Annotated in this window: 19 protein-coding genes; 14 read left to right on the forward strand and 5 right to left on the reverse strand. The window is 47.1% G+C overall.

The window, feature by feature from the left end:
* Positions 1 to 177: 177 nt before the first annotated feature.
* Positions 178 to 2115 (reverse strand): RNase E specificity factor CsrD, encoded by a 1938-nt coding sequence (gene csrD / locus EL341_RS14815; protein WP_047782786.1) that lies wholly within the window; start codon positions 2113 to 2115, stop codon positions 178 to 180.
* A 513-nt stretch (positions 2116 to 2628) separates the two neighbouring features.
* On the opposite strand from csrD, the gene msrP reads away from it, so the two are divergent.
* From msrP to fis, 10 genes are all read left to right on the forward strand, one after another.
* Positions 2629 to 3630 carry a protein-methionine-sulfoxide reductase catalytic subunit MsrP gene (gene msrP, locus EL341_RS14820; protein WP_074821586.1) on the forward strand — a complete coding sequence of 334 codons (1002 nt, stop codon included), beginning with the start codon at positions 2629 to 2631 and terminating at the stop codon, positions 3628 to 3630.
* A complete protein-coding gene (gene msrQ, locus EL341_RS14825; RefSeq protein WP_047782022.1) occupies positions 3630 to 4235 on the forward strand; it encodes a protein-methionine-sulfoxide reductase heme-binding subunit MsrQ in 606 nt (201 codons plus the stop codon). Before msrP ends, msrQ begins: the two co-directional genes overlap by 1 nt.
* A gap of 230 nt (positions 4236 to 4465) precedes the next feature.
* Complete coding sequence (gene aroQ / locus EL341_RS14830; protein ID WP_047782023.1) at positions 4466 to 4909, forward strand: type II 3-dehydroquinate dehydratase; 444 nt, start codon at positions 4466 to 4468, stop codon at positions 4907 to 4909.
* A 41-nt stretch (positions 4910 to 4950) separates the two neighbouring features.
* Complete coding sequence (accB, locus tag EL341_RS14835; protein WP_047782024.1) at positions 4951 to 5406, forward strand: acetyl-CoA carboxylase biotin carboxyl carrier protein; 456 nt, start codon at positions 4951 to 4953, stop codon at positions 5404 to 5406.
* A 23-nt stretch (positions 5407 to 5429) separates the two neighbouring features.
* Complete coding sequence (accC, locus tag EL341_RS14840; RefSeq protein WP_047782787.1) at positions 5430 to 6785, forward strand: acetyl-CoA carboxylase biotin carboxylase subunit; 1356 nt, start codon at positions 5430 to 5432, stop codon at positions 6783 to 6785.
* A 244-nt stretch (positions 6786 to 7029) separates the two neighbouring features.
* A complete protein-coding gene (locus EL341_RS14845) occupies positions 7030 to 7275 on the forward strand; it encodes a YhdT family protein (protein ID WP_047782025.1) in 246 nt (81 codons plus the stop codon).
* Positions 7265 to 8713, forward strand: a complete 1449-nt coding sequence (panF, locus tag EL341_RS14850; protein WP_047782026.1) for a sodium/pantothenate symporter — start codon at positions 7265 to 7267, stop codon at positions 8711 to 8713. The genes EL341_RS14845 and panF overlap by 11 nt, the downstream gene beginning before the upstream one ends.
* 40 nt (positions 8714 to 8753) lie before the next feature.
* The gene (gene prmA / locus EL341_RS14855) at positions 8754 to 9635 is read left to right on the forward strand and encodes a 50S ribosomal protein L11 methyltransferase (RefSeq protein ID WP_074821583.1); all 882 of its coding nucleotides are present in this window, start codon (positions 8754 to 8756) and stop codon (positions 9633 to 9635) included.
* 759 nt (positions 9636 to 10394) lie between these two features.
* Positions 10395 to 11402 (forward strand): tRNA dihydrouridine synthase DusB, encoded by a 1008-nt coding sequence (dusB, locus tag EL341_RS14860; RefSeq protein WP_047782028.1) that lies wholly within the window; start codon positions 10395 to 10397, stop codon positions 11400 to 11402.
* Positions 11384 to 11680 carry a DNA-binding transcriptional regulator Fis gene (gene fis / locus EL341_RS14865; protein ID WP_029096993.1) on the forward strand — a complete coding sequence of 99 codons (297 nt, stop codon included), beginning with the start codon at positions 11384 to 11386 and terminating at the stop codon, positions 11678 to 11680. The genes dusB and fis overlap by 19 nt, the downstream gene beginning before the upstream one ends.
* Before the next feature lie 151 nt (positions 11681 to 11831).
* Here the strand turns inward: fis and EL341_RS14870 are convergent, their stop codons facing one another.
* From EL341_RS14870 to EL341_RS14885, 4 genes are all read right to left on the reverse strand, one after another.
* A complete protein-coding gene (locus EL341_RS14870; RefSeq protein ID WP_047782029.1) occupies positions 11832 to 12092 on the reverse strand; it encodes a hypothetical protein in 261 nt (86 codons plus the stop codon).
* Positions 12093 to 12408: 316 nt separating this feature from the next.
* A complete protein-coding gene (locus EL341_RS14875) occupies positions 12409 to 14058 on the reverse strand; it encodes a Na+/H+ antiporter (protein WP_047782030.1) in 1650 nt (549 codons plus the stop codon).
* A gap of 229 nt (positions 14059 to 14287) precedes the next feature.
* Entirely contained in the window at positions 14288 to 15655 is a 1368-nt protein-coding gene (locus tag EL341_RS14880) for an NCS2 family permease (RefSeq protein WP_047782031.1), read from the reverse strand.
* Between the two features lie 181 nt (positions 15656 to 15836).
* The gene (locus EL341_RS14885; RefSeq protein WP_083399644.1) at positions 15837 to 16163 is read right to left on the reverse strand and encodes a hypothetical protein; all 327 of its coding nucleotides are present in this window, start codon (positions 16161 to 16163) and stop codon (positions 15837 to 15839) included.
* Between the two features lie 559 nt (positions 16164 to 16722).
* Between EL341_RS14885 and EL341_RS14890 the strand changes: the two genes are divergently transcribed.
* The 4 genes from EL341_RS14890 to kdpC are packed head-to-tail and all read left to right on the forward strand — an operon-like array spanning position 16723 to position 21212.
* Positions 16723 to 16812: a K(+)-transporting ATPase subunit F gene (locus tag EL341_RS14890; protein WP_047782033.1), complete on the forward strand. Its 90-nt coding sequence runs from the start codon at positions 16723 to 16725 to the stop codon at positions 16810 to 16812.
* The gene (gene kdpA / locus EL341_RS14895) at positions 16812 to 18488 is read left to right on the forward strand and encodes a potassium-transporting ATPase subunit KdpA (RefSeq protein WP_074821577.1); all 1677 of its coding nucleotides are present in this window, start codon (positions 16812 to 16814) and stop codon (positions 18486 to 18488) included. The genes EL341_RS14890 and kdpA overlap by 1 nt, the downstream gene beginning before the upstream one ends.
* A gap of 33 nt (positions 18489 to 18521) precedes the next feature.
* Entirely contained in the window at positions 18522 to 20588 is a 2067-nt protein-coding gene (gene kdpB / locus EL341_RS14900; protein ID WP_074821574.1) for a potassium-transporting ATPase subunit KdpB, read from the forward strand.
* A 45-nt stretch (positions 20589 to 20633) separates the two neighbouring features.
* Complete coding sequence (gene kdpC, locus EL341_RS14905) at positions 20634 to 21212, forward strand: potassium-transporting ATPase subunit KdpC (protein ID WP_074821573.1); 579 nt, start codon at positions 20634 to 20636, stop codon at positions 21210 to 21212.
* Positions 21213 to 21215 lie beyond the last annotated feature (3 nt).

Raw genomic sequence — 21215 nt, forward strand, 5'->3', positions numbered from 1 at the left:
CTTAATAAACGCACCCAACGTGAGCTCAATACGCATGTTGCACTTAACATCAGCCAACACACGCGACATAAACTTTTAACTTGATTATATCAACTTACCTGTCATGTCATATGCAGGTAAACGAACATAGATAAGCAAGACTCGCTATTCTACGTGAAAATCATCCATATTTCAGAGTTAAAAATGACGTTTTTGCCGACTATTTTTTTCTTTAAGAAACGGAATCGGCGTCGGCCGGGCAAAAAATTCACCCTGACCACCGCTAACTCCGCGAGAACGCAAGGTTTCCCACTCATGCTGCGTTCTTACACTCGCCGCCATCACCACCACATGGGTTCCTTCACAAGCGCTAACCAGACTATCGACAAACAACTGGTTTTCTGGACGACGATCGATATTACGTACTAATCCTGGATGCAGTTTGATCACTTCAATCGGCATGGTTTTGATATAAATGGTACTGACCACTGTCAAACCGGCCTGAACAATCCCCAAACGACAGCCTAATGCGTGTAGTAACCGAATCACAGGACGTAGACGATCGCTATATTGACACACATCAGCCTCTGCAAGTTCAAATATTATTCGTTTTCGATATGATTTTGCTTTTTCCAACAGCTGATCGCGTAACCAAATCTGAAATGAGTGTTTCAATAAAGAATCTACCGTCACCGAAACCGCAATCGTATCCGTCGGCCAGCGATCCAATAGCGGTAGCGTTTTGCTCAGCACCAAGCGGTCAAAACGTTCGGATAAACCAAACTGCTGAACCAGCGGCATAAACTCCGACGGCTGTAGGACATCGTTGCCATCATGAATACGAATTAAGATCTCTCGGTGATTAAGATCGCCATTTACCATTACCGCGGGTTTGTAATAAAGATCCGGCCCGCCCTGCGATAACATTTTTTCTAATAGCGTCCTCCAGCGTACGCTGCCTCTGGCGACGTTGGTGACCTGATTCTCATCAATAAACCAGCCATTACTCCCCTGCAATACTGCGGTACGAGCAGCCTGCTCCGCATTATCCATAATTTGCTCTGGAGTTTGCCCCTGACGATAGGCACAAATACCGATATGGATCAGCGACTCTTTGGCAATATTCGGCAGCAGCGGCAGTGTCCCAATCGCATTGACCAGTTGAGCGCCTATCGCATCCGCTTCTTTTAAAGAGCGATGCGGTAGCATCACACTGAAATCATTGCTGAAATAACGAGCCAACAACGCCGCTGGATGACGCATAATGAATGTCGATAGCATGTTGACCAGCATATAAAGCAGCTCATCAACCGACTCTTTACCGTACTCTTCGACCATCAACTCTAATTCCGGCAGGCGAATCATCATCACCACCCCATGAGCATTCGGTTCTTCAAGTTGAGTGGCCAGATGGTTATCAAAAAACAGTCGATTACTCAGCCCGGTTTGCGCATCTTGCGCGGCAAAAGCACGGATAAGTTTATCCATACGCACGCGCTCATCACTCATATTTTTCAGATCGGATAACAAACTATCGATAGCTGCGCTAGTGTTCACCGGCCATTCATGCACATCCGCGGTGGTTACCCCTTCCCGCTCACCGGACAAAATTCTCAGTGACCGTTCCTCTAATAACAACAACCCACGAAACTGTTGTTTGAGCCAGTGTACCCACCAGAACATCACCAAAGAAATAAACACAATAACCGTGACAATCGCCAATAAAATAGGCAGAGAAAACAAAGTACTTAGAATCGGATTAGCATAGGTAATACTCATGCTATAGCCCGGATGCTGCTGCAAGATTAATTCGGTACTACTCAGGTTATGAAAACGCTCCCAGAAATCAGGCTTACTCTCACTGGTATGGGTATAGATAATCTTGTCTTTTTCATCGGTGATTGTCAGTTGATGAACGCCCGTTGCGAACATCACGACCGGAAGCCAGCGGTCATAAACCGCGGGTGATTGATAAATTAACGCCTGATCAACCGTCGAGGCCAGCGCATGCCAGTGTTTCTCCATTTTGTTCTCACCTACAAAATAGATACTCACCATGCTGGTGAGTAGCGCTAAAATCATAGTAAGAAACACTAATAGAGAAATAAAAATAGACAATCTAGCGGTAAATCTCATTCCCATAATGATTTATTCTGAACAGTATAATAAATGGACATTAATTGTTTTAATAACGTCACCCACGCGTTGGGGCAGCAAAGCAACATTCTAGCAGACTTTGTTATTTCTTGAGTGCTCCATGCCATATTTTCATAATAAACAACCACTCTAGAAATATTAGCTTATTTTTTGTTCAATTGCGTAATTAACCGAAATTATCAACCACACATACATTGGTTACTATCGCAGGTGAAACTATATCGTTCAGGTCACTATCCCAATAACAAAAGTAAATCATAGCATTAGCATTGAAACGCATTCCCTAACTATCACGATGGCCGAATAAACCGCGTACCCAGCGTGCTGTCGCCCGCCATACTAGCGCGAGGAATTTATTTTTTACCGTCGTCGTTAAATGATGAAATCTAAATAATAAAAATATCACCTAATCACTGGCGAAAAATGAATTTTGGGATAATTCTGTGTCTAACAAAACACACTATTGATTAAACATAAAACAGGTAACCCTCTATGACCAAAAAATTACGCTTAACAGAGAGTCACGTCACTCCGGAGAACCTGTTTTATCAACGTCGCCGGGTGTTACAGGCTTTAGGTATTACCGCCGCCACACTGGCACTCCCAACATCAGCTCAGGCAGAGCTACTCTCCTGGCTGAAAGAAACCGATAAACCACAGCCCCCTAATGTTAAACCTCTCACTTTTAGTCAGTCCGCCCTTTACCATCCTGATCTACGGCTCACGCCCGAAGACAAGGTGACGGGCTACAATAATTTCTATGAGTTTGGTCTGGATAAAGCCGATCCTGCCGCCAATGCCGGTAGCTTAAAAACCGAAGGGTGGAAAATCCGCATTAGTGGGGAAGTCGCCAAACCCATCACCTTAGATATGGATGACATTCTCAAGCGCTTCCCGCTGGAAGAACGCATCTATCGCCTACGCTGCGTAGAAGCCTGGTCAATGGTTATTCCCTGGATTGGCTTTGAGTTAAACAAGCTATTACAAGCGGCAGAACCAACCAGTAAGGCTCGCTATGTGGCTTTCCAGACGCTATACGATCCAGAGAGTATGCCAGGGCAAAAAAGCCGCTTTATCGGCGGCGGTTTAGACTACCCTTATGTCGAAGGTCTGAGAATCGATGAGGCCATGCATCCGTTAACGCTGCTGACGGTTGGGGTGTATGGTAAAACCCTACCTAATCAAAACGGTGCTCCCGTTCGTTTAATCCTGCCTTGGAAATATGGTTTCAAGAGCATAAAGTCTATCGTAGAAATCAAACTGGTAGAGAAACAACCGCCTACCACTTGGAACCTTGGCGCACCTAATGAGTACGGCTTTTATGCCAATGTTAATCCACAAGTGGATCATCCTCGCTGGTCTCAGGCAACGGAGCGAGTGATCGGTAGCGGTGGCCTTCTGGATGTTAAACGACAACCGACACTGATGTTCAATGGTTACGGTGAACAGGTTGCTTCTCTGTACCAAGGCTTGGATTTGCGGAGTAATTTCTAGTGAAGTTGACGCCAGGCAATATCAAATGGTTAAAACTGCTGCTCCATTTAGCGGCATTTATCCCCTTTCTTTGGTTAATCCTGTCGATTAACCAAGGCTGGTTAGGTGCCGATGCGGCAAAAGACATCCAACATTATACCGGCCGAATGGCGCTGAAACTGTTATTAGCAACACTGTTGATAACGCCGCTGGCCAAGTTGCTCCATCAAGCCCTATTAGTTCGCTGTCGACGTCTGCTGGGGTTATGGTGCTTTGCCTGGGCAACCCTGCATTTGATGAGCTATAGCGTATTGGAGTTAGGATTAGATATGTCTCTGTTATTGAGTGAGCTTATCCGCCGTAACTATCTAATATTAGGTATTATTAGCTGGCTGATACTGGTGGTTATGGCGATAACCTCAACGCAGAACCTTCAGCGAAAACTGCGTGCTAAGTGGCAAACTATCCACAATTTCATTTATCTGGTGGCGATCTTAGCCCCATTACACGCGCTGTTATCAACGAAAGTATTATCATTACAGCTGGTGATTTACGCCATCATTGCTGCGTTATTATTAGCCTTTCGTTATAAAAAACTCATCCGCTGGTATCAAAAATACAAATAATCTGATGAATTTTTTGTTCGCCAACAACTGATGCAACAAGGCTTTCCGCGAAACGGTTAAACTATCTTCGCTGATAAGACCAGTAAACAGCTGTTAATTTCGGCGAAATAGATATAATGTCGCACTTTAAAATCAGCCTATCGTGCAATTTCACCAGAAGAAAGGTGACAATTGGGCAACATCAGGTTATTTTTAGCGATTACTGTTTTATTGTTGGAGATGTCAGCACAATGTCGAAAAAAACGCATATTTTGCTGTTAAATGGGCCTAACCTGAACCTTCTGGGAACCCGGGAGCCTGAAAAATATGGTTATACCACGTTGACTGACATCGTGAAAAAACTGGAACAAGAGACCCAGCGTTTAGGTTTTGAGTTTTCTCACCTGCAATCCAACGCAGAGCACGCTATTATTGATGCTATTCATCAAGCACGCGGCTCGGTTGATTTTATCCTGATTAATCCGGCAGCGTTTACCCACACCAGTGTGGCGATTAGGGATGCGCTGTTGGCCGTCAATATACCTTTTATTGAAATCCACCTGTCTAACGTCCATGCCCGTGAGCCCTTTAGACACCACTCTTATCTGTCTGATATTGCAGTGGGCGTCATTTGTGGTCTTGGTGCCGACGGTTATGACTTTGCTTTGCAAGCGGCGGCTCGCCGACTGCAATAACCTTTTTTCCATCTAAACAAGAGAAATACGGAATCACACCTATGGATATTCGTAAAATTAAAAAACTGATCGAACTGGTTGAAGAATCTGGTATCAATGAGCTGGAAATTTCAGAAGGCGAAGAGTCAGTACGTATCAGTCGCGGTCCGGTAGCAGGTAGCTACGCAGCACCAATGCAACAATATGCCCTGCCACAGGCACCTATGGCGCAGCCAGCTCCGGTAGCTGCTGCACCGGTTGAAGCTGCACCAGCTGCCATCAGCGGTCATATTGTGCGCTCACCAATGGTTGGTACGTTCTACCGTACGCCAAGCCCTGATGCAAAACCGTTTATTGAAGTGGGACAAACCGTCACCGTTGGCGATACCTTATGTATCGTTGAAGCAATGAAAATGATGAACCAAATCGAAGCGGATAAATCAGGTGTGGTTAAAGCTATCCTGTTAGAAAGCGGTCAACCGGTAGAATTTGACGAGCCGCTTGTCATCATTGAATAACGAGGCGAGCTATGTCTAAAAAAATGGACAAAATAGAAAAAGTTGTTATCGCTAACCGCGGTGAAATCGCGTTACGTATCCTACGCGCTTGTAAAGAGCTGGGAATTAAAACTGTCGCGGTTCACTCCAGCGCAGACCGCGATTTAAAACACGTACTGCTGGCAGATGAAACTGTATGTATCGGCCCTGCTCAGTCAGTCAAAAGTTACTTGAATATTCCGGCATTGATCGCGGCGGCCGAAATCACCGGTGCAGACGCTATTCACCCGGGATACGGCTTCTTGGCAGAGAATGCTGACTTCGCTGAACAGGTTGAACGCTCAGGCTTCGTCTTTATTGGCCCGAAAGCCGAGACCATCCGTATCATGGGTGATAAAGTCTCCGCTATCCACGCGATGAAGAAAGCTGGCGTACCATGCGTACCAGGTTCCGATGGTTCGCTGGATGATGATATGGCAAGAAACCGCGAGCTGGCTAAGCGAATTGGTTATCCGGTCATTATCAAAGCCTCCGGCGGCGGCGGCGGTCGTGGTATGCGCGTAGTGCGCAACGACAAAGATCTGGAAGAATCCATTGTTATGACCCGTGCGGAAGCGAAAGCTGCTTTCAACAACGACATGGTCTACATGGAGAAATTCCTGGAGAATCCACGCCACATCGAAATTCAGATTATGGCTGATGGTCAGGGCAATGCCGTTTATCTGGCAGAGCGTGATTGCTCTATGCAGCGCCGCCACCAGAAAGTGGTTGAAGAAGCGCCAGCACCAGGCATTACTGAAGAATTACGTCGTAATATCGGTGAGCGTTGTACTAAAGCCTGCGTAGAAATTGGCTACCGTGGTGCAGGTACGTTCGAGTTCCTGTATGAAAACGGCGAGTTCTATTTTATCGAAATGAACACCCGTATTCAGGTAGAGCATCCGGTAACAGAAATGATTACCGGCGTTGACCTGATTAAAGAGCAGCTGCGCGTTGCTGATGGTCAGAAACTGTCTGTTAAACAAAAAGATATTCAGGTTCATGGTCACGCGATTGAATGCCGTATCAACGCAGAAGATCCGGATAACTTCCTGCCTTCTCCGGGCAAGATTACCCGTTTCCACGCGCCAGGCGGTTTCGGTATTCGCTGGGAATCTCATATTTATGCTGGCTATAGCGTGCCACCATATTATGATTCCATGATCGGTAAACTGATCGCTTACGGTGAAACTCGTGAAGTGGCAATCTCCCGCATGAAAAATGCGCTGGATGAACTGATTATCGATGGTATTAAAACCAACGTTAGCCTACAGCTACGCATTATGAACGACCGTGGTTTTGAGAAAGGTGGTACTAACATCCATTATCTGGAAAAAATGTTAGGTATTCACGAGAAGTAATTGCTCGCTAAAACCAATAAATAATCAGGCCGATAACAAGTTATCGGCCTTTTTTATAAACATAAACTGCACTAAATGATTTCATTCAATAAGTAAGCATGGCGATTAAAAATACAAATACCCATGATATCCCGGCACAACACAAAAAATTCCTAGGCAAACTTATCTGTTTCCGTACAATCCTACACTTTGGCCGATATCTCTCATTGAATATGCTTATAAGACAACGGTGACGGAGTACATCATGGATCCTCGTTTTCATCAGGCCCATAAAGAGGCGCTCTGGGCTTTAGGGTTGACTATCGCCTATTTAATCGTCTGGACGCTGGCCGCCTATTTGCCGGACTCTCAGCAGGGTATTACGGGACTCCCGCACTGGTTTGAAATGGCCTGTCTGCTGGTTCCACTGGTATTTATTCTTTTATGCTGGCTAATGGTACGTCTGGTGTTCCGCGACATTCCTCTTGAGGATAATAGCAATGCAAATTGATATTATTTTGCCGCTGATCGCCTATTTACTGTTAGTTTTTGGCCTGTCCATTTATGCCTATACCAAACGCCAGAAGGGTAATTTTCTCAATGATTATTTCCTTGGCGACCGCTCTATGGGTGGTTTTATTCTCGCAATGACCCTCACGGCTACTTATATCAGCGCCAGCTCATTTATCGGTGGCCCCGGCGCCGCATACAAATACGGCCTCGGCTGGGTATTGCTGGCGATGATTCAACTGCCGGCGGTCTGGTTGTCATTGGGCGTTTTAGGTAAAAAGTTTGCCATTCTGGCCCGACGCTACAATGCCGTTACCCTAAATGATGTGCTGTATGCCCGCTATAAAAGCAAAACGCTGGTGTGGTTTGCCAGTATCAGCCTGTTGCTGGCCTTTATCGGTGCGATGACCGTACAGTTTATCGGCGGAGCTCGCCTGTTAGAAACCGCTGCTGGTATTCCCTACGATGTTGGCTTACTGATTTTTGGTGTAACCATTGCCCTTTATACTGCTTTTGGCGGCTTCCGAGCCAGCGTGCTCAATGATGCGCTACAAGGGCTGGTAATGCTGATTGGCGCAATTTTACTGTTGGTCGCAGTGATTTATGCCGCCGGAGGATTAGGTTCTGCGGTAGATAAACTACAACAGATTGATCCTAAGCTCCTGTCAGCCACCGGTGCCGATGATTTCCTTTCCCTACCGTTTATGGCCTCGTTCTGGATTCTGGTCTGCTTTGGCGTTATCGGTCTGCCGCATACCGCCGTGCGCTGTATTGCCTATAAAGACAGCAAAGCGGTACACCGCGGGATTATTATTGGCACCATTGTCGTGGCTATCCTGATGTTTAGCATGCATCTTGCTGGCGCTCTGGGGCGAGCCATTATACCGGACCTGACTATTCCCGATCAGGTTATCCCGACGTTAATGATCAAAGTGCTGCCACCGGTTGCCGCTGGCATTTTCCTTGCGGCACCGTTAGCCGCAATAATGTCGACTATCAATGCTCAGCTGTTGCAGTCATCGGCAACGTTAATTAAAGACCTCTACCTCAGTCTAAAGCCAGAGCAAATCAGCAATGAGCGCCGACTGGCACGCATTTCCAGCTCGGTCACCTTTATACTGGGTATTCTGCTGATTTTAGCGGCATGGCGTCCGCCGGAAATGATCATCTGGTGGAACCTGTTAGCTTTTGGCGGGCTAGAGGCAGTATTCTTATGGCCATTGGTGCTGGGTTTATATTGGGATCGCGCCAATGCCAGTGGTGCCCTATGCTCTATGGTCTCCGGCGCCGTCTGCTATGCCATACTGGCAAGCTTCCATATCCAGATTTTTGATTTACACCCGATTGTACCGGCTCTGAGCCTGGGGATTATTGCCTTCCTGTTAGGCAATAAAATGGGTGAACGTATGCAGGCCGAACCGGCCATATCTGTTAAATAGAATCATGGGATAACCCATCGATCCCATAAAGAGAATTACTATGCCTTGGATACAACTGAAATTAAATACCACCGGCGATAAGGCCGAAGAACTCGGTGATGCACTGGTAGAAAGCGGTTCGGTTTCGGTAACCTTTCAGGACACTCACGATGTCCCTGTTTTCGAACCATTACCGGGAGAAACTCGACTATGGGGCGATACTGACGTTATTGGCCTGTACGATGCCGAAACCGATATGAAGCAAGTGGTTGCTATGCTGGAACACAACCCGCTGCTGGGAAGTGGTTTTACCCACAAAATTGAACAGTTGGAAGACAAAGACTGGGAACGTGAATGGATGGACAATTTCCATCCGATGCGTTTTGGTGAGCGCCTGTGGATTTGCCCAAGCTGGCGTCCAGTGCCCGATGAGAATGCGGTTAATGTGATGCTGGATCCCGGTCTGGCCTTTGGTACCGGAACCCATCCAACAACGGCCCTGTGTCTCCAATGGCTGGATAGCCTCGATCTGGCAGGAAAAACCGTTATCGACTTCGGCTGCGGCTCCGGTATTTTAGCCATTGCCGCGCTAAAACTCGGGGCAGCCAAAGCCATTGGTATTGATATTGATCCACAAGCGATTCTGGCCAGCCGCGATAATGCCGAGCGTAACGACGTATCCGAGCGTTTATCCCTTTATCTGTCTAAAGACCAGCCTCAGGATCTCCAGGCTGATGTGGTCGTCGCTAACATCCTTGCCGGGCCGTTAAAAGAACTCGCCCCGATTATCGGCCTGTTACCAAAGGCAGGTGGTCATTTAGGCCTGTCTGGCGTTCTGGCAACGCAGGCGGAAGGGGTTGCCCAGGCTTATCAGGCTCAATTCCAGCTCGATCCGATTGCTGAAAAAGAAGAATGGTGCCGCATCACTGGTATCAAGAAATAAGCTGAAGCATTTTTGTCATTCTGGTGAAAAATGGAATTTGAGTTTTAGCTTTATGGTAATTCTTGGCCTTAGTACGAGATCCCCACAAATTTTTTCGTTGGGGATTCAAAGGATTAAAGTGGGTATTTTGTGAGCGATTTGTTCCACTTATTAGTGACTCAGTCAGAATATGATCGCATTCCCCCCTTCGTCATTCCGGTGAAAACCGGAATCTAATGTTTTCGCTTAACGACAACGCTTGGCTTAAGAACGAGATCCCCGCTTTCGCGGGGATGACGGTATAAATGTGGGAATGACAATATAAATCATAGTTAAGAATTCATGTTTATTTTTCTGGGGATTCCTCAGCGCTTTCGCGGGGATGACGATATTAATATTGCAATATGAGTGCGATGGATAGGACAGAATCGATAAGCTGAGCCATTCTGTCATTCCACTAAAAACCACCACCACGCTTACCTTTTGCCCCTGCAACAAGTGACCATATTGTCACCCACTGAGCGATATAACCCCTACCAAACAGGCAAATCATCCCTTCCCACGTGATTATTTACAGATTAACACTGAAATTTTATAAAAATCCCCTTGGGCTATGAAAACGGTAACTTATTGTAAAGTATTGAAAATAACTCAACTTTCACCACAACATTTTTATTTCTTTGATTTTAGTCGCGGATTGTTCAAAGTTTGGCCTTTCATCTGCTTCAAAAAATGCGTAATATACGCGCCCTTGCAGACATATATGGTCTTTTGTTGTCAATGCGCATTGGTAACCTTCAACTAACAAATCGTTTAATTGCCGCTCCAATGGCGGGGATCACAGATCGCCCTTTTAGAACGATGTGTTATGCGATGGGTGCGGGTATGACCGTCTCGGAGATGCTGTCTTCCAATCCGGAAGTTTGGCGGACCGATAAGTCAAGATTGCGCATGGTACACCTTGATGAGCTCGGTATTCGGGCCGTTCAAATCGCTGGATGCGATCCAGATGATATGGCGGCAGCGGCGCGCATCAATGTGGAAAACGGTGCACAGCTTATTGATATCAATATGGGCTGCCCGGCCAAAAAAGTTAACCGCAAGCTGGCAGGATCTGCGTTGTTGCAGCATCCGGAACTGGTTGAAAAGATTCTTAAAGCCGTAGTGAACGCCGTTGATGTTCCTGTGACCTTAAAGACTCGAACCGGCTGGGATCCGGAACACCGCAACTGTGTTGAGATTGCTCAACTGGCTGAACGCAGTGGTATTCAAGCTATTACGATACATGGCCGCACTCGGCACTGTTTATTTAATGGCGAAGCAGAATACGACAGCATTCGGTTAGTTAAACAGAACGTCGATATCCCGGTTATCGCTAACGGGGATATCACTGACCCGCATAAAGCCAGAGCAGTTTTGGACTATACTGGAGCTGATGCTCTAATGATAGGCCGGGCCGCTCAGGGAAGACCTTGGATCTTCCGGGAAATCCAGCATTATCTGGACACTGGGGAGCTGTTACCATCGATGCCGTTGGCTGAAGTGGAACGCTTGTTAACCGAACATGTGAGAGAGTTGCATGACTTTTACGGTCAAGGCAAAGGACTCCGCATCGCACGTAAGCACGTATCCTGGTACCTTCAGGAACATGCCCCAAATGACCAGTTTCGGCGCACCTTCAACGCAATAGAGGATGCCAGCGAACAGCTGGAAGCGTTGGGGGCATATTTTGAAATTTTGCCTAAACAGATAGAAGAGCTAACAGAACTATGTTCGAACAACGCGTAAATTCTGACGTACTAACAGTCGCCACCGTAAATTCACAAGACCAGGTCACTCAAAAGCCTTTACGTGACTCGGTTAAACAAGCATTAAAGAACTACTTTGCTCAACTTAACGGTCAAGACGTGAACGATCTTTATGAACTGGTATTGGCTGAAGTTGAACAACCTCTGTTGGATATGGTTATGCAGTACACTCGCGGTAACCAAACCCGTGCAGCAACCATGATGGGTATCAACCGTGGAACTCTGCGCAAGAAGCTGAAAAAATACGGCATGAACTGATAGTTAATCAGTTAAATTTCTGATTCTTGAAAAGCGCCAGTGGATTCCCTCTGGCGCTTTTTATTGATGATTAGCCTTGTTGCCTAACAGCGTGTGAATCATGACCAATGTCAGATAAAATAACAAAATAGTTATCGCCATCGAAAGAAGATTAGATTTTAATACAATCAACGCCATCCACATTATCAACAATAACGTTTCGTCCCTTAATCCATCCACCATCTTCTGACTGAGATATGGTAGAAAAGGTATAGCCAAGATTGATCATCTGCACCACCCACTGAGGAGAAACAGCGGTATAATCACCGACGTGACCATCCTGATTCTCATGAACATAGACCCGTTCAATACACCCCCCAGAATGGCTATAATGAACGGCAGAAATCAAATAATCAGTAAAATCGATATTCACAGTTTTTCCTTTCTTATTAAACTAGTAGAGTATCCCTATGCATATACTAATTAAGTCAATCGGAATCAGACAAGCTGAAATATATAAATTAGTCCTTAAATAATAAATAACCCTATAGAAACACAGCAAATAGCAAACCAAACCCGGCAAATAAATAAGCCAAATTAAAATAATATTTATAAATAAATTAATATTACTTAGATTAATTTAAATGCAGCCTAATAAAAAATAAGTTCCGCAAATAACAATAAATGTAATATATATATCTTATTCAATAAAAAGGTTCCGCTTTTCAGGGAACCTTTGTTAAGAACAATTAATGACTTTTATCTATCAATAACGTTTCCATCAAGTCCAGGTCATACAGCACTTTCTGTAGGGTTTCATTACTGATTTTTCGCGTCGCCCTCAAGTGATATAGCTCACCCCGTTCAGCCCTTAAAGCAGTTAACCGGAAACGCCGTTCAAGATGCTCATCTTCCAATGCTCTGGCTCGTTCATCATTAATATAGGTACGCTTGCGCAATGTACCGATAATGCGCGAACTAACCTCGGTAAGGAGCTGAGGGTCGACATTCTCTTCACTGCTGGCTTCAATGCGATCACGTAGCTTCTCCAAGCTAACGATGCCCACTTCTGCCATAGATGCCCAGGCAACGCGCATCTCTTCATCCAGCGTTGCCCTGTCAGAAATAACCAATCCTCTCAACAAGAGAGGTAAGATGATAACCCCCATGATCAAAGAGAATAAAATAACGCCGGTTGCCAAAAACACTAACTGATAACGGCTGGGAAAAGGTAATCCACTACTCAACAACAATGGAATAGACAGCACACCCGCCAGCGTTATCGCACCACGCACCCCAGCGAAAGTAGCAATAAACATACCGCGTACCGTATAGGTGCCAAACAACAGAGGGTGTTTCTTCAAGAAGCGATTGCTAAAGGTTTTCATCAACCAAATCCAGCCAAAACGCATAAACATCAAGGCAAAATAGATCCAGACGATATCAAGAAACAGATACTGAATCTCAACGGTAGGATCGCTTTCCGCCTGAAGAATCGAAGCAGAAATAATATCCGGCAGTTGCAGCCCCAACATAATAAACACCATACCGTTAAACACGAACTCCAGCATCGACCAGACGCTGTTTGCTCGTAATCTCATGGTTAATGGCGCATTGCGAATAACCCCGGACTGGCTAATGGTCATACCGGCAGCAACCGCGGCTAAGATGCCGGAAACCCCTAAATGTTCGGCGATCAGATAAGAGGCAAAAGGTAACAGCATCATCAACACAATTTGCGTCGCCGGATCATCACCACTCCAACGGCTAAATGCGCGCAATGATTTACTGTATAACCAGGTCACCACAATACCGGACAATACGCCCCCCACAGCGACGATAAGGAAATCGATAGAGGCCCCATAAACGGTAAACTCCATGGTTCCCATGGCTACCGCCACCGCCAGCTTAAGAGAAACCAGACCGGAAGCATCATTCATCAACGCCTCCCCTTCCAGCACCCCCATAATGGACTTAGGTATTTTGCCTTCGCCAACGATCCCACCCAGTGCCACGGCATCGGTAGGCGACAGCACCGCAGCCAGTGCAAAAGCGGCAACCAAAGGAATACTCGGGATAATCAGATGAATCAGATAACCAACCCCAACTATGGTGAGTACCACTAACACCAGCGCCAGACCTAATATCTCACGACCATGATGTAAAAATTCGCGCAGTGGCGTTCGCCAACCATCGGCAAACAGCAGTGGCGGAATAAACAGCACCAAAAACAGTTCAGGATCAAAGTTAACGTGTAGTCCAAATGTTGGCCAAGCCAACAGGGCTCCACAGGCAATTTGCATCAACGGTAGGGGAATCTGGAAAGGTAACATTCGGGTAACTACCCCCGAAAGTGAAACCACTAAGATTAAAATAAGAATGGTAAAAAATATTTCCATAGATTCATCAGACTCCTCATGATGCAGGGCAAAAGCGGCCTCGGCCGCCGAATCACGTGCAACTATAAAATAGCATCATCCGTTTTTTAGCTAAAACTAAAAAGTGCCTTTTAATACACATTCTTGAAACCAATAGAAAACCAAGAAAATAAGGGAGGGAGGAAGGGATAGGCTTCTGACCTTACGGTTAACACCATAAGGCCAGAAAAGAGATATTCAACGGAACGACTTAAATAGCCCAGCCACCGACATAGAAAGTAACCAGTGCTACTGCAATCAGAACGACGCTAATATTCAGCTTACGCCATTCACCAGAGCAAATACGCCCAATAACCAACGAGGCAAAACCCAGCATGATGCCGGTCACGATATTACCGGTTAACACAATGAATACCGCGCAGATCAGACCCGACATGGCATCAACAAAATCATCAAAATCCAGACGCGATACGTTACTCAACATCAGCAAACCAACATACATCAGGGCTGGAGCGGTCGCATAAGCAGGAACCAAACCGGCTAACGGTGAGAAAAACAGCAGCAGCAGGAATAACACCCCCACAACCAGCGCAGTCAAACCGGTACGTCCACCAGCGGCAGTTCCCGCCGCAGACTCAATATACACCGCCGCCGGCGATGCCCCGACCAAACCGGAGACCATACTGCTAACGGAGTCAGTGGTTAGCGCACGACCACCGTTAATAATCTGGCCTTCTTTATCCAGTAAGTTAGCCTGCCCGGCAACAGCACGAATTGTACCGGTTGCGTCAAACACCGCCGTCATAACCAGGGCCAAAATGCTAGGCAGCACCGCCAGTTGAAGCGCCCCCATAATATCCAAACTGAAGATCAACGAGGTACCATCTTTTGCCACCAGCGTTGGCATTGAACTCATGCCGGTATAGGTAACCTGCGGATCGAAAATTAAGCCGAGCGCTGATATCGCCACAATCACCAGCAAAATTCCGCCGGGAACTTTTAGCTTTTCCAAACCAATGATCATTGCCAAACCGATAAAGGCTATCATCACGGGAAACGAGGTAAAGTCACCAAACTGAACCGGTAAACCCGCTCCCGGATTTTTCACCACCGCGCCAATACCGCTGGTGGCAATCATCAGCAAAAATAGCCCAATACCAATACCGGTACCGTGTGCAATACCAATCGGAATATTACGCAGTATCCATGCCCGAATGCCGGTAGCCGAAATCAGGGTAAACAGTGCACCCATAACGAATACCGCGCCCAGCACCACCGGAATACTCAGCCCCTGTCCCAAGACCAGACTAAATGCCGTAAACGCCGTTAATGAAATGGCACAGCCCACCGCCATAGGCAGGTTTGCCCATAGCCCCATGGCAATAGAACCCAGACCAGCCACAATACAGGTGGCAACGAATACGGTTTCGACCGGGAATCCAGCCTGACCCAGCAAACTCGGCACAACAACAATGGAATACACCATTGCCAGAAAAGTGGTTAATCCAGCCAGAATTTCCTGCCGTACGCTACTGCCACGGGCAGAGATTTTGAAATAGCGATCTAACGTTCCATTCTGACCGGTAGCATTTATATTCCGATCGTTTGCATTCGACATTAATGATGTCCTCAGAAGGGGGTAAGTTTGCTTCAGATTGATGAGGCAAACGATTATCTGAGCTTATACCCCTCGATTTCAACTGTTATCGTTAGATTTTAGTAGATTTCTATCAGAGAAGGAAAAATTGATGGCACGCAAGTCGGGGAAAATGACCAGCGTGCTCTTGATTCAAGCGATCTTAGTGCATCATCGAAACGCCGGCAAAAAACAGACATGCCAGCAACGGCAGCGCCAGCAGCAGCATCTCAAAAATTCGCATCACCGGATTAAACTCAACGCCTTGCGGCAAACGATACAGTGAAAGCGCGTTCAAAATTACGGCAAAAAAGGCGATTACACCGGCTAAAAAGACATCAACCAGCAATACGCTAAGCATCCAGCCTAAATCATCACTGCTCAGACCGGAGGCCATTAATTTCTGATGCTGTGACCATTGCCATGCATACAGGGCGACAGGAACCAACAGCGACAGTATGCCCAATCCCCAAGATATTCTTCTTAGCATCAACCTAACCTTTTATCAGAACAACAGAGTAGCTATCAGTATGAAACAAAAATCGAAACCTCATATGACGTTGTATCAAATTATCTTTCAATATTGAAACCGGCATACAGTGAGCCTGGTTACTATATCAACTCTTGATAGGGGGTAAATACCTAATAACGGTGTTGATGGTGTTTGCACCTAGTGTACGACCTAAACTATCCCGCGGGCTCAAAACACGCTAAATAAAATATATTTTCCAGTCAACTTATCGCAAAGACTATTTTGATATAATGTCAAAACTATTAATTAATAATCAGTTAAATTAAAAAGATAATTATCTGAAATTAATCCCCCTTATCAAAACAAATAATAAAATAATTTATTTTTTGAAATAGGAATAACGGCAAGATAAATATCTCATCAATAGCAATGCAGATATCATTTTAAATGACCGACTTTCAACCTGATCCTCACGATTTTTATACTTTTTTTACACCTTTCAGCCCTCTTTTATCAACATTTTTGCATTAACCCTTCTAATATTGATATATCTAAAAATAACCTTCAGGAAAAAGCTATGAGTATCAGCATCATTCTCGGTGTGTTATTCGTTATCCTGTTATTGGGGTATTTAGTTTATGCCCTGTTTAATGCGGAGGATTTCTAATGACCGCCACGTTGTTTATCACCATTGCCGTTTTTCTGGCGGTGTTGTTTATTCTGTCGTTACCATTAAGTCGGTTACTGGTGCAGTTAATTGACGGTGAACCGGCGCGCAGCCTGATGCAAATGGAAAAAAGGCTCTGGCGTTGTAGCGCCGTTAAGCCTAGGGAGATGAACAAATATCAGTATGGGCTAGCGATTATCATCTTTAACCTGTGCGGATTAGTGTTGCTATTTACCCTGCTAATGACTCAGGCTTGGCTACCTTTAAACCCGGAACATATGCCAAATATGTCTTGGGATCTGGCGCTCAATACCGCCGTTAGCTTTGTCACCAATACTAACTGGCAAGCCTATAGCGGTGAAACAACCCTAAGCTACTTTAGCCAAATGGTTGGATTAACGGTACAGAACTTCCTGTCTGCTGCGACCGGCATCGCGGTGGTGTTCGCCTTTATCCGGGCGTTCAGTCGTCATTCTTCCCAAACCATCGGTAACGCCTGGGTAGACCTCACCCGCATTACCCTTTATATCCTGCTGCCGCTGGCGCTGGTACTGGCACTGTTTTTTGTCAGTCAGGGCGTGCTGCAAAACGTAAGTCCTTATATTCATCTGACCTCACTGGAAGGTGCACAACAAGTGCTGCCGATGGGGCCTGTAGCGTCTCAGGAAGCGATTAAACTGCTAGGAACCAACGGCGGTGGCTTCTTTGGCGCCAACTCATCCCATCCGTTCGAAAACCCAACCGCACTCAGTAATATGGTGCAAATGCTCGCCATCTTCCTTATCCCTTGTGCGCTCTGCATGGCCTTTGGTAGAGCCGTCGGCGATAGTCGTCAGGGCAACGCGTTGTTATGGGCGATGGTGCTGATCTTTATTGTTGCGGTGATTGTCGTTATCTATGCCGAACTCAACGGACCTGACTTTCTGACTCAGCTTAGCCTGAACGGCCATAGCAATATGGAAGGTAAAGAGAGTCGCTTTGGCATTATCGCCTCTTCACTGTATGCCGTAGTGACAACGGCGGCTTCCTGCGGTGCGGTTAACGCCATGCATGATTCCTTCACCGCGTTAGGTGGCATGGTGCCAATGTGGTTAATGCAGATTGGCGAAGTGGTGTTTGGCGGCGTTGGCTCCGGCCTTTACGGTATGTTGCTGTTTGTTTTACTAACGGTATTTATTGCCGGACAGATGATTGGCCGTAGTCCTGAATATCTGGGCAAAAAAATCGAAGTGTATGAAATCAAAATGACCGCGTTAGCCATTCTGGTCACGCCGACATTGGTACTGCTAGGCACGGCTTTGGCTATTAGCACCGATGCAGGCAGAAGCGGCATTCTCAACCCCGGCGCCCACGGTTTTTCTGAAGTGCTGTATGCCTTCTCATCCGCTGCAAATAACAACGGTAGCGCATTCGCTGGCTTAAGCGTGAATACGCCGTTCTACAACCTGATGCTGGCGCTGGCGATGTTTCTTGGCCGTTTCGGCGTGATTCTACCGGTGTTAGCCATTGCCGGTTCACTCGCAGCTAAGAAACACCAACCTGCCGGTAACGGCACGTTACCTACGCATGGCCCGCTGTTTATTGGCCTGCTGATCGGCACAATTTTACTGGTCGGCGCCCTGACCTTTGTTCCAGCACTGGCGCTTGGCCCGATTGCAGAACATTTACAGTTCTGAATGTTCCGGTAAAAAACAAAAGAGATATCCCAAATGACCCGTAAACAAAGTGCACTGTTTGAACCTAAACTGATGCGTACATCGTTGAAAGAAGCCTTTAAAAAACTGGACCCGCGCGTGCAGTGGCGCAATCCGGTTATGTTTGTTGTTTATCTGGGCAGCATTATCACTACGGTAATCTGGCTGGCCATCCTGTTCGGCAAAACCGACGGCGGCGCTCTGTTTACCGGAAGTATCGCCCTCTGGCTTTGGTTCACGGTGTTATTCGCCAACTTTGCCGAAGCACTGGCTGAAGGCCGCAGCAAAGCGCAGGCGGAAAGCCTGAAAGGCGTGAAAAAGACCAGTTGGGCAACCAAACTGGCTGAAGCACGCCTTGATTCACCGTCCGAAACTGTGACCTCTGAGAACCTGCAAAAAGGCGATATCGTGCTGGTTAAAGCCGGGGATACCATCCCCTGTGACGGTGAGATCATCGAAGGTGGCGCATCGGTGGATGAAAGCGCCATTACCGGTGAGTCAGCGCCAGTAATCCGTGAAGCGGGTGGCGACTTCTCCTCAGTAACCGGAGGTACGCGTATTCTGTCAGACTGGTTGATTATTCAAAGTACCGTTAATCAGGGAGAAACCTTTCTCGATAGAATGATTGCCATGGTTGAAGGCGCTAAACGTCGTAAGACACCGAACGAAGTGGCTTTAACCATTCTGCTGGTAGCGTTAACCATTGTCTTCCTGCTGGCAACCGCCACCATTTTTCCCTTCTCGATTTTCAGCGTTGAAGCGGGTAAGTCCGGTACCGCCGTTAGCATCACTACGCTAGTTGCGCTGCTGGTTTGTCTGATACCCACCACCATTGGCGGTCTGCTCTCCGCTATCGGCGTCGCCGGTATGAGCCGGATGTTGGGGGCAAACGTGATCGCCACCAGCGGTCGCGCCGTGGAAGCCGCCGGGGATGTTGATGTTCTGCTGTTGGACAAAACCGGTACCATTACCCTTGGTAACCGTCAGGCGTCCGAGTTTCTACCGGCTCCCGGCGTCAGTGAAACCGAGCTGGCAGATGCCGCTCAACTCTCTTCTCTGGCCGACGAAACGCCGGAAGGCCGTAGTATTGTGGTGCTGGCTAAGCAGCGTTTTAACCTGCGTGAACGAGATATTCATGCGCTGGAAGCCTCCTTTATTCCGTTCTCAGCCCAGACCCGAATGAGCGGCGTTAACATTCATGGTCGAAAAATCCGTAAAGGTGCGGTAGACGCTATCCGTAATTATATGGAATCTAACGGGATAACGTTTCCGCCAGAAATTAATGTCCTGGTTGAAGGGGTAGCCCGCACCGGCGGTACGCCTCTGGTCGTCGCAGATAATCTGAAAGTTTTAGGCGTTGTGGCACTCAAAGATATTGTTAAAGGCGGTATTAAAGAACGCTTCGCCCAACTACGACTAATGGGCATCAAAACCGTAATGATCACCGGCGATAACCATTTGACCGCCGGAGCCATTGCCGCCGAGGCCGGCGTGGATGATTTCCTGTCGGAAGCAACACCGGAGGCCAAACTGGCGCTGATTCGTCAGTATCAGTCTGAAGGACGACTGGTGGCCATGACCGGCGACGGAACCAACGATGCGCCAGCACTGGCACAGGCCGACGTTGCCGTAGCCATGAACTCCGGAACCCAAGCGGCGAAAGAAGCAGGTAATATGGTGGATCTGGATTCTAACCCCACCAAACTGATTGAAGTGGTGCATATCGGTAAACAGATGCTGATGACGCGCGGTTCATTAACCACCTTCAGTATCTCTAACGATGTGGCGAAATATTTTGCCATTATCCCGGCCGCCTTTGCTGCCACCTACCCACAGCTTAATGCGCTCAACGTGATGCAGTTGACATCTCCGACTTCGGCGATTTTATCGGCAGTTATCTTTAACGCGTTGATTATCGTGTTCCTGATTCCGCTGGCATTGAAGGGCGTGAGCTATACCGCCATGTCCGCTGCCGCTCTGCTGCGACGCAATCTGTGGATTTATGGACTGGGTGGCCTATTGGTGCCGTTTATTGGCATCAAGCTGATTGACGTGCTGCTGACGTTGCTCGGTTTGTCATAACCCTATATTAAATAACCCAACAGGATTTTAATCGGACACTCAATCATGAACTATTTACGACCTTCGATTGTGTTATTGATATTACTGACCTTGATAACCGGCGTGATTTATCCGCTGGCGGTAACCGGGCTGGCTCAGGCTTTTCTACCCGGCAAAGCGCAAGGCTCACTGATTATGCAGCAGGATAACGTGGTCGGTTCACAGCTTATCGGCCAGAACTTTACCCGAGCAGACTATTTCCACGGGCGGCCTTCTGTTACGGCACAAATGCCCTATAATGCGTTAGCATCCGGCGGCAGTAATCTGTCGAGCAATAATCCCGTGCTGAAACAGCGAATCGAGGCGGACGTTCAACATTTGCGCGCGGAGAATCCGAACGCGACTGGCGCTGTTCCACTGGAACTGGTTACCGCCTCAGCAAGTGGCCTCGACCCGCATATTTCACCGGACGGTGCCATTTATCAGGCTGAACGCGTCGCCGCGGCTCGGCATCTGCCACTGGAAACCGTACGCCAGTTAATCGAACAGAATACTCAACAACCTGCCGATATTCTGGGCGCACCGGTGGTCAACGTTTTGATGCTGAATCTGGCTCTGGACAGTGAAACCCAGAGCAGAAAATAAGGA

The sequence above is a fragment of the Pragia fontium genome, from assembly GCF_900638655.1.
Lineage (GTDB): Bacteria > Pseudomonadota > Gammaproteobacteria > Enterobacterales > Enterobacteriaceae > Pragia > Pragia fontium.

What these genes read in the sequence shown, in the direction of transcription:
- prmA (WP_074821583.1), top strand. Translation starts at nt 8,754, where the DNA reads ATGCCTTGGATACAACTGAAATTAAATACCACCGGCGATAAGGCCGAA.
- msrP (WP_074821586.1), top strand. Translation starts at nt 2,629, where the DNA reads ATGACCAAAAAATTACGCTTAACAGAGAGTCACGTCACTCCGGAGAAC.
- kdpC (WP_074821573.1), top strand. Translation starts at nt 20,634, where the DNA reads ATGAACTATTTACGACCTTCGATTGTGTTATTGATATTACTGACCTTG.
- aroQ (WP_047782023.1), top strand. Translation starts at nt 4,466, where the DNA reads ATGTCGAAAAAAACGCATATTTTGCTGTTAAATGGGCCTAACCTGAAC.
- dusB (WP_047782028.1), top strand. Translation starts at nt 10,395, where the DNA reads ATGCGCATTGGTAACCTTCAACTAACAAATCGTTTAATTGCCGCTCCA.
- fis (WP_029096993.1), top strand. Translation starts at nt 11,384, where the DNA reads ATGTTCGAACAACGCGTAAATTCTGACGTACTAACAGTCGCCACCGTA.
- EL341_RS14890 (WP_047782033.1), top strand. Translation starts at nt 16,723, where the DNA reads ATGAGTATCAGCATCATTCTCGGTGTGTTATTCGTTATCCTGTTATTG.
- kdpA (WP_074821577.1), top strand. Translation starts at nt 16,812, where the DNA reads ATGACCGCCACGTTGTTTATCACCATTGCCGTTTTTCTGGCGGTGTTG.
- panF (WP_047782026.1), top strand. Translation starts at nt 7,265, where the DNA reads ATGCAAATTGATATTATTTTGCCGCTGATCGCCTATTTACTGTTAGTT.
- accC (WP_047782787.1), top strand. Translation starts at nt 5,430, where the DNA reads ATGGACAAAATAGAAAAAGTTGTTATCGCTAACCGCGGTGAAATCGCG.
- EL341_RS14875 (WP_047782030.1), bottom strand. Translation starts at nt 14,058, where the DNA reads ATGGAAATATTTTTTACCATTCTTATTTTAATCTTAGTGGTTTCACTT.
- csrD (WP_047782786.1), bottom strand. Translation starts at nt 2,115, where the DNA reads ATGAGATTTACCGCTAGATTGTCTATTTTTATTTCTCTATTAGTGTTT.
- EL341_RS14845 (WP_047782025.1), top strand. Translation starts at nt 7,030, where the DNA reads ATGGATCCTCGTTTTCATCAGGCCCATAAAGAGGCGCTCTGGGCTTTA.
- accB (WP_047782024.1), top strand. Translation starts at nt 4,951, where the DNA reads ATGGATATTCGTAAAATTAAAAAACTGATCGAACTGGTTGAAGAATCT.
- EL341_RS14880 (WP_047782031.1), bottom strand. Translation starts at nt 15,655, where the DNA reads ATGTCGAATGCAAACGATCGGAATATAAATGCTACCGGTCAGAATGGA.
- EL341_RS14885 (WP_083399644.1), bottom strand. Translation starts at nt 16,163, where the DNA reads ATGCTAAGAAGAATATCTTGGGGATTGGGCATACTGTCGCTGTTGGTT.
- kdpB (WP_074821574.1), top strand. Translation starts at nt 18,522, where the DNA reads ATGACCCGTAAACAAAGTGCACTGTTTGAACCTAAACTGATGCGTACA.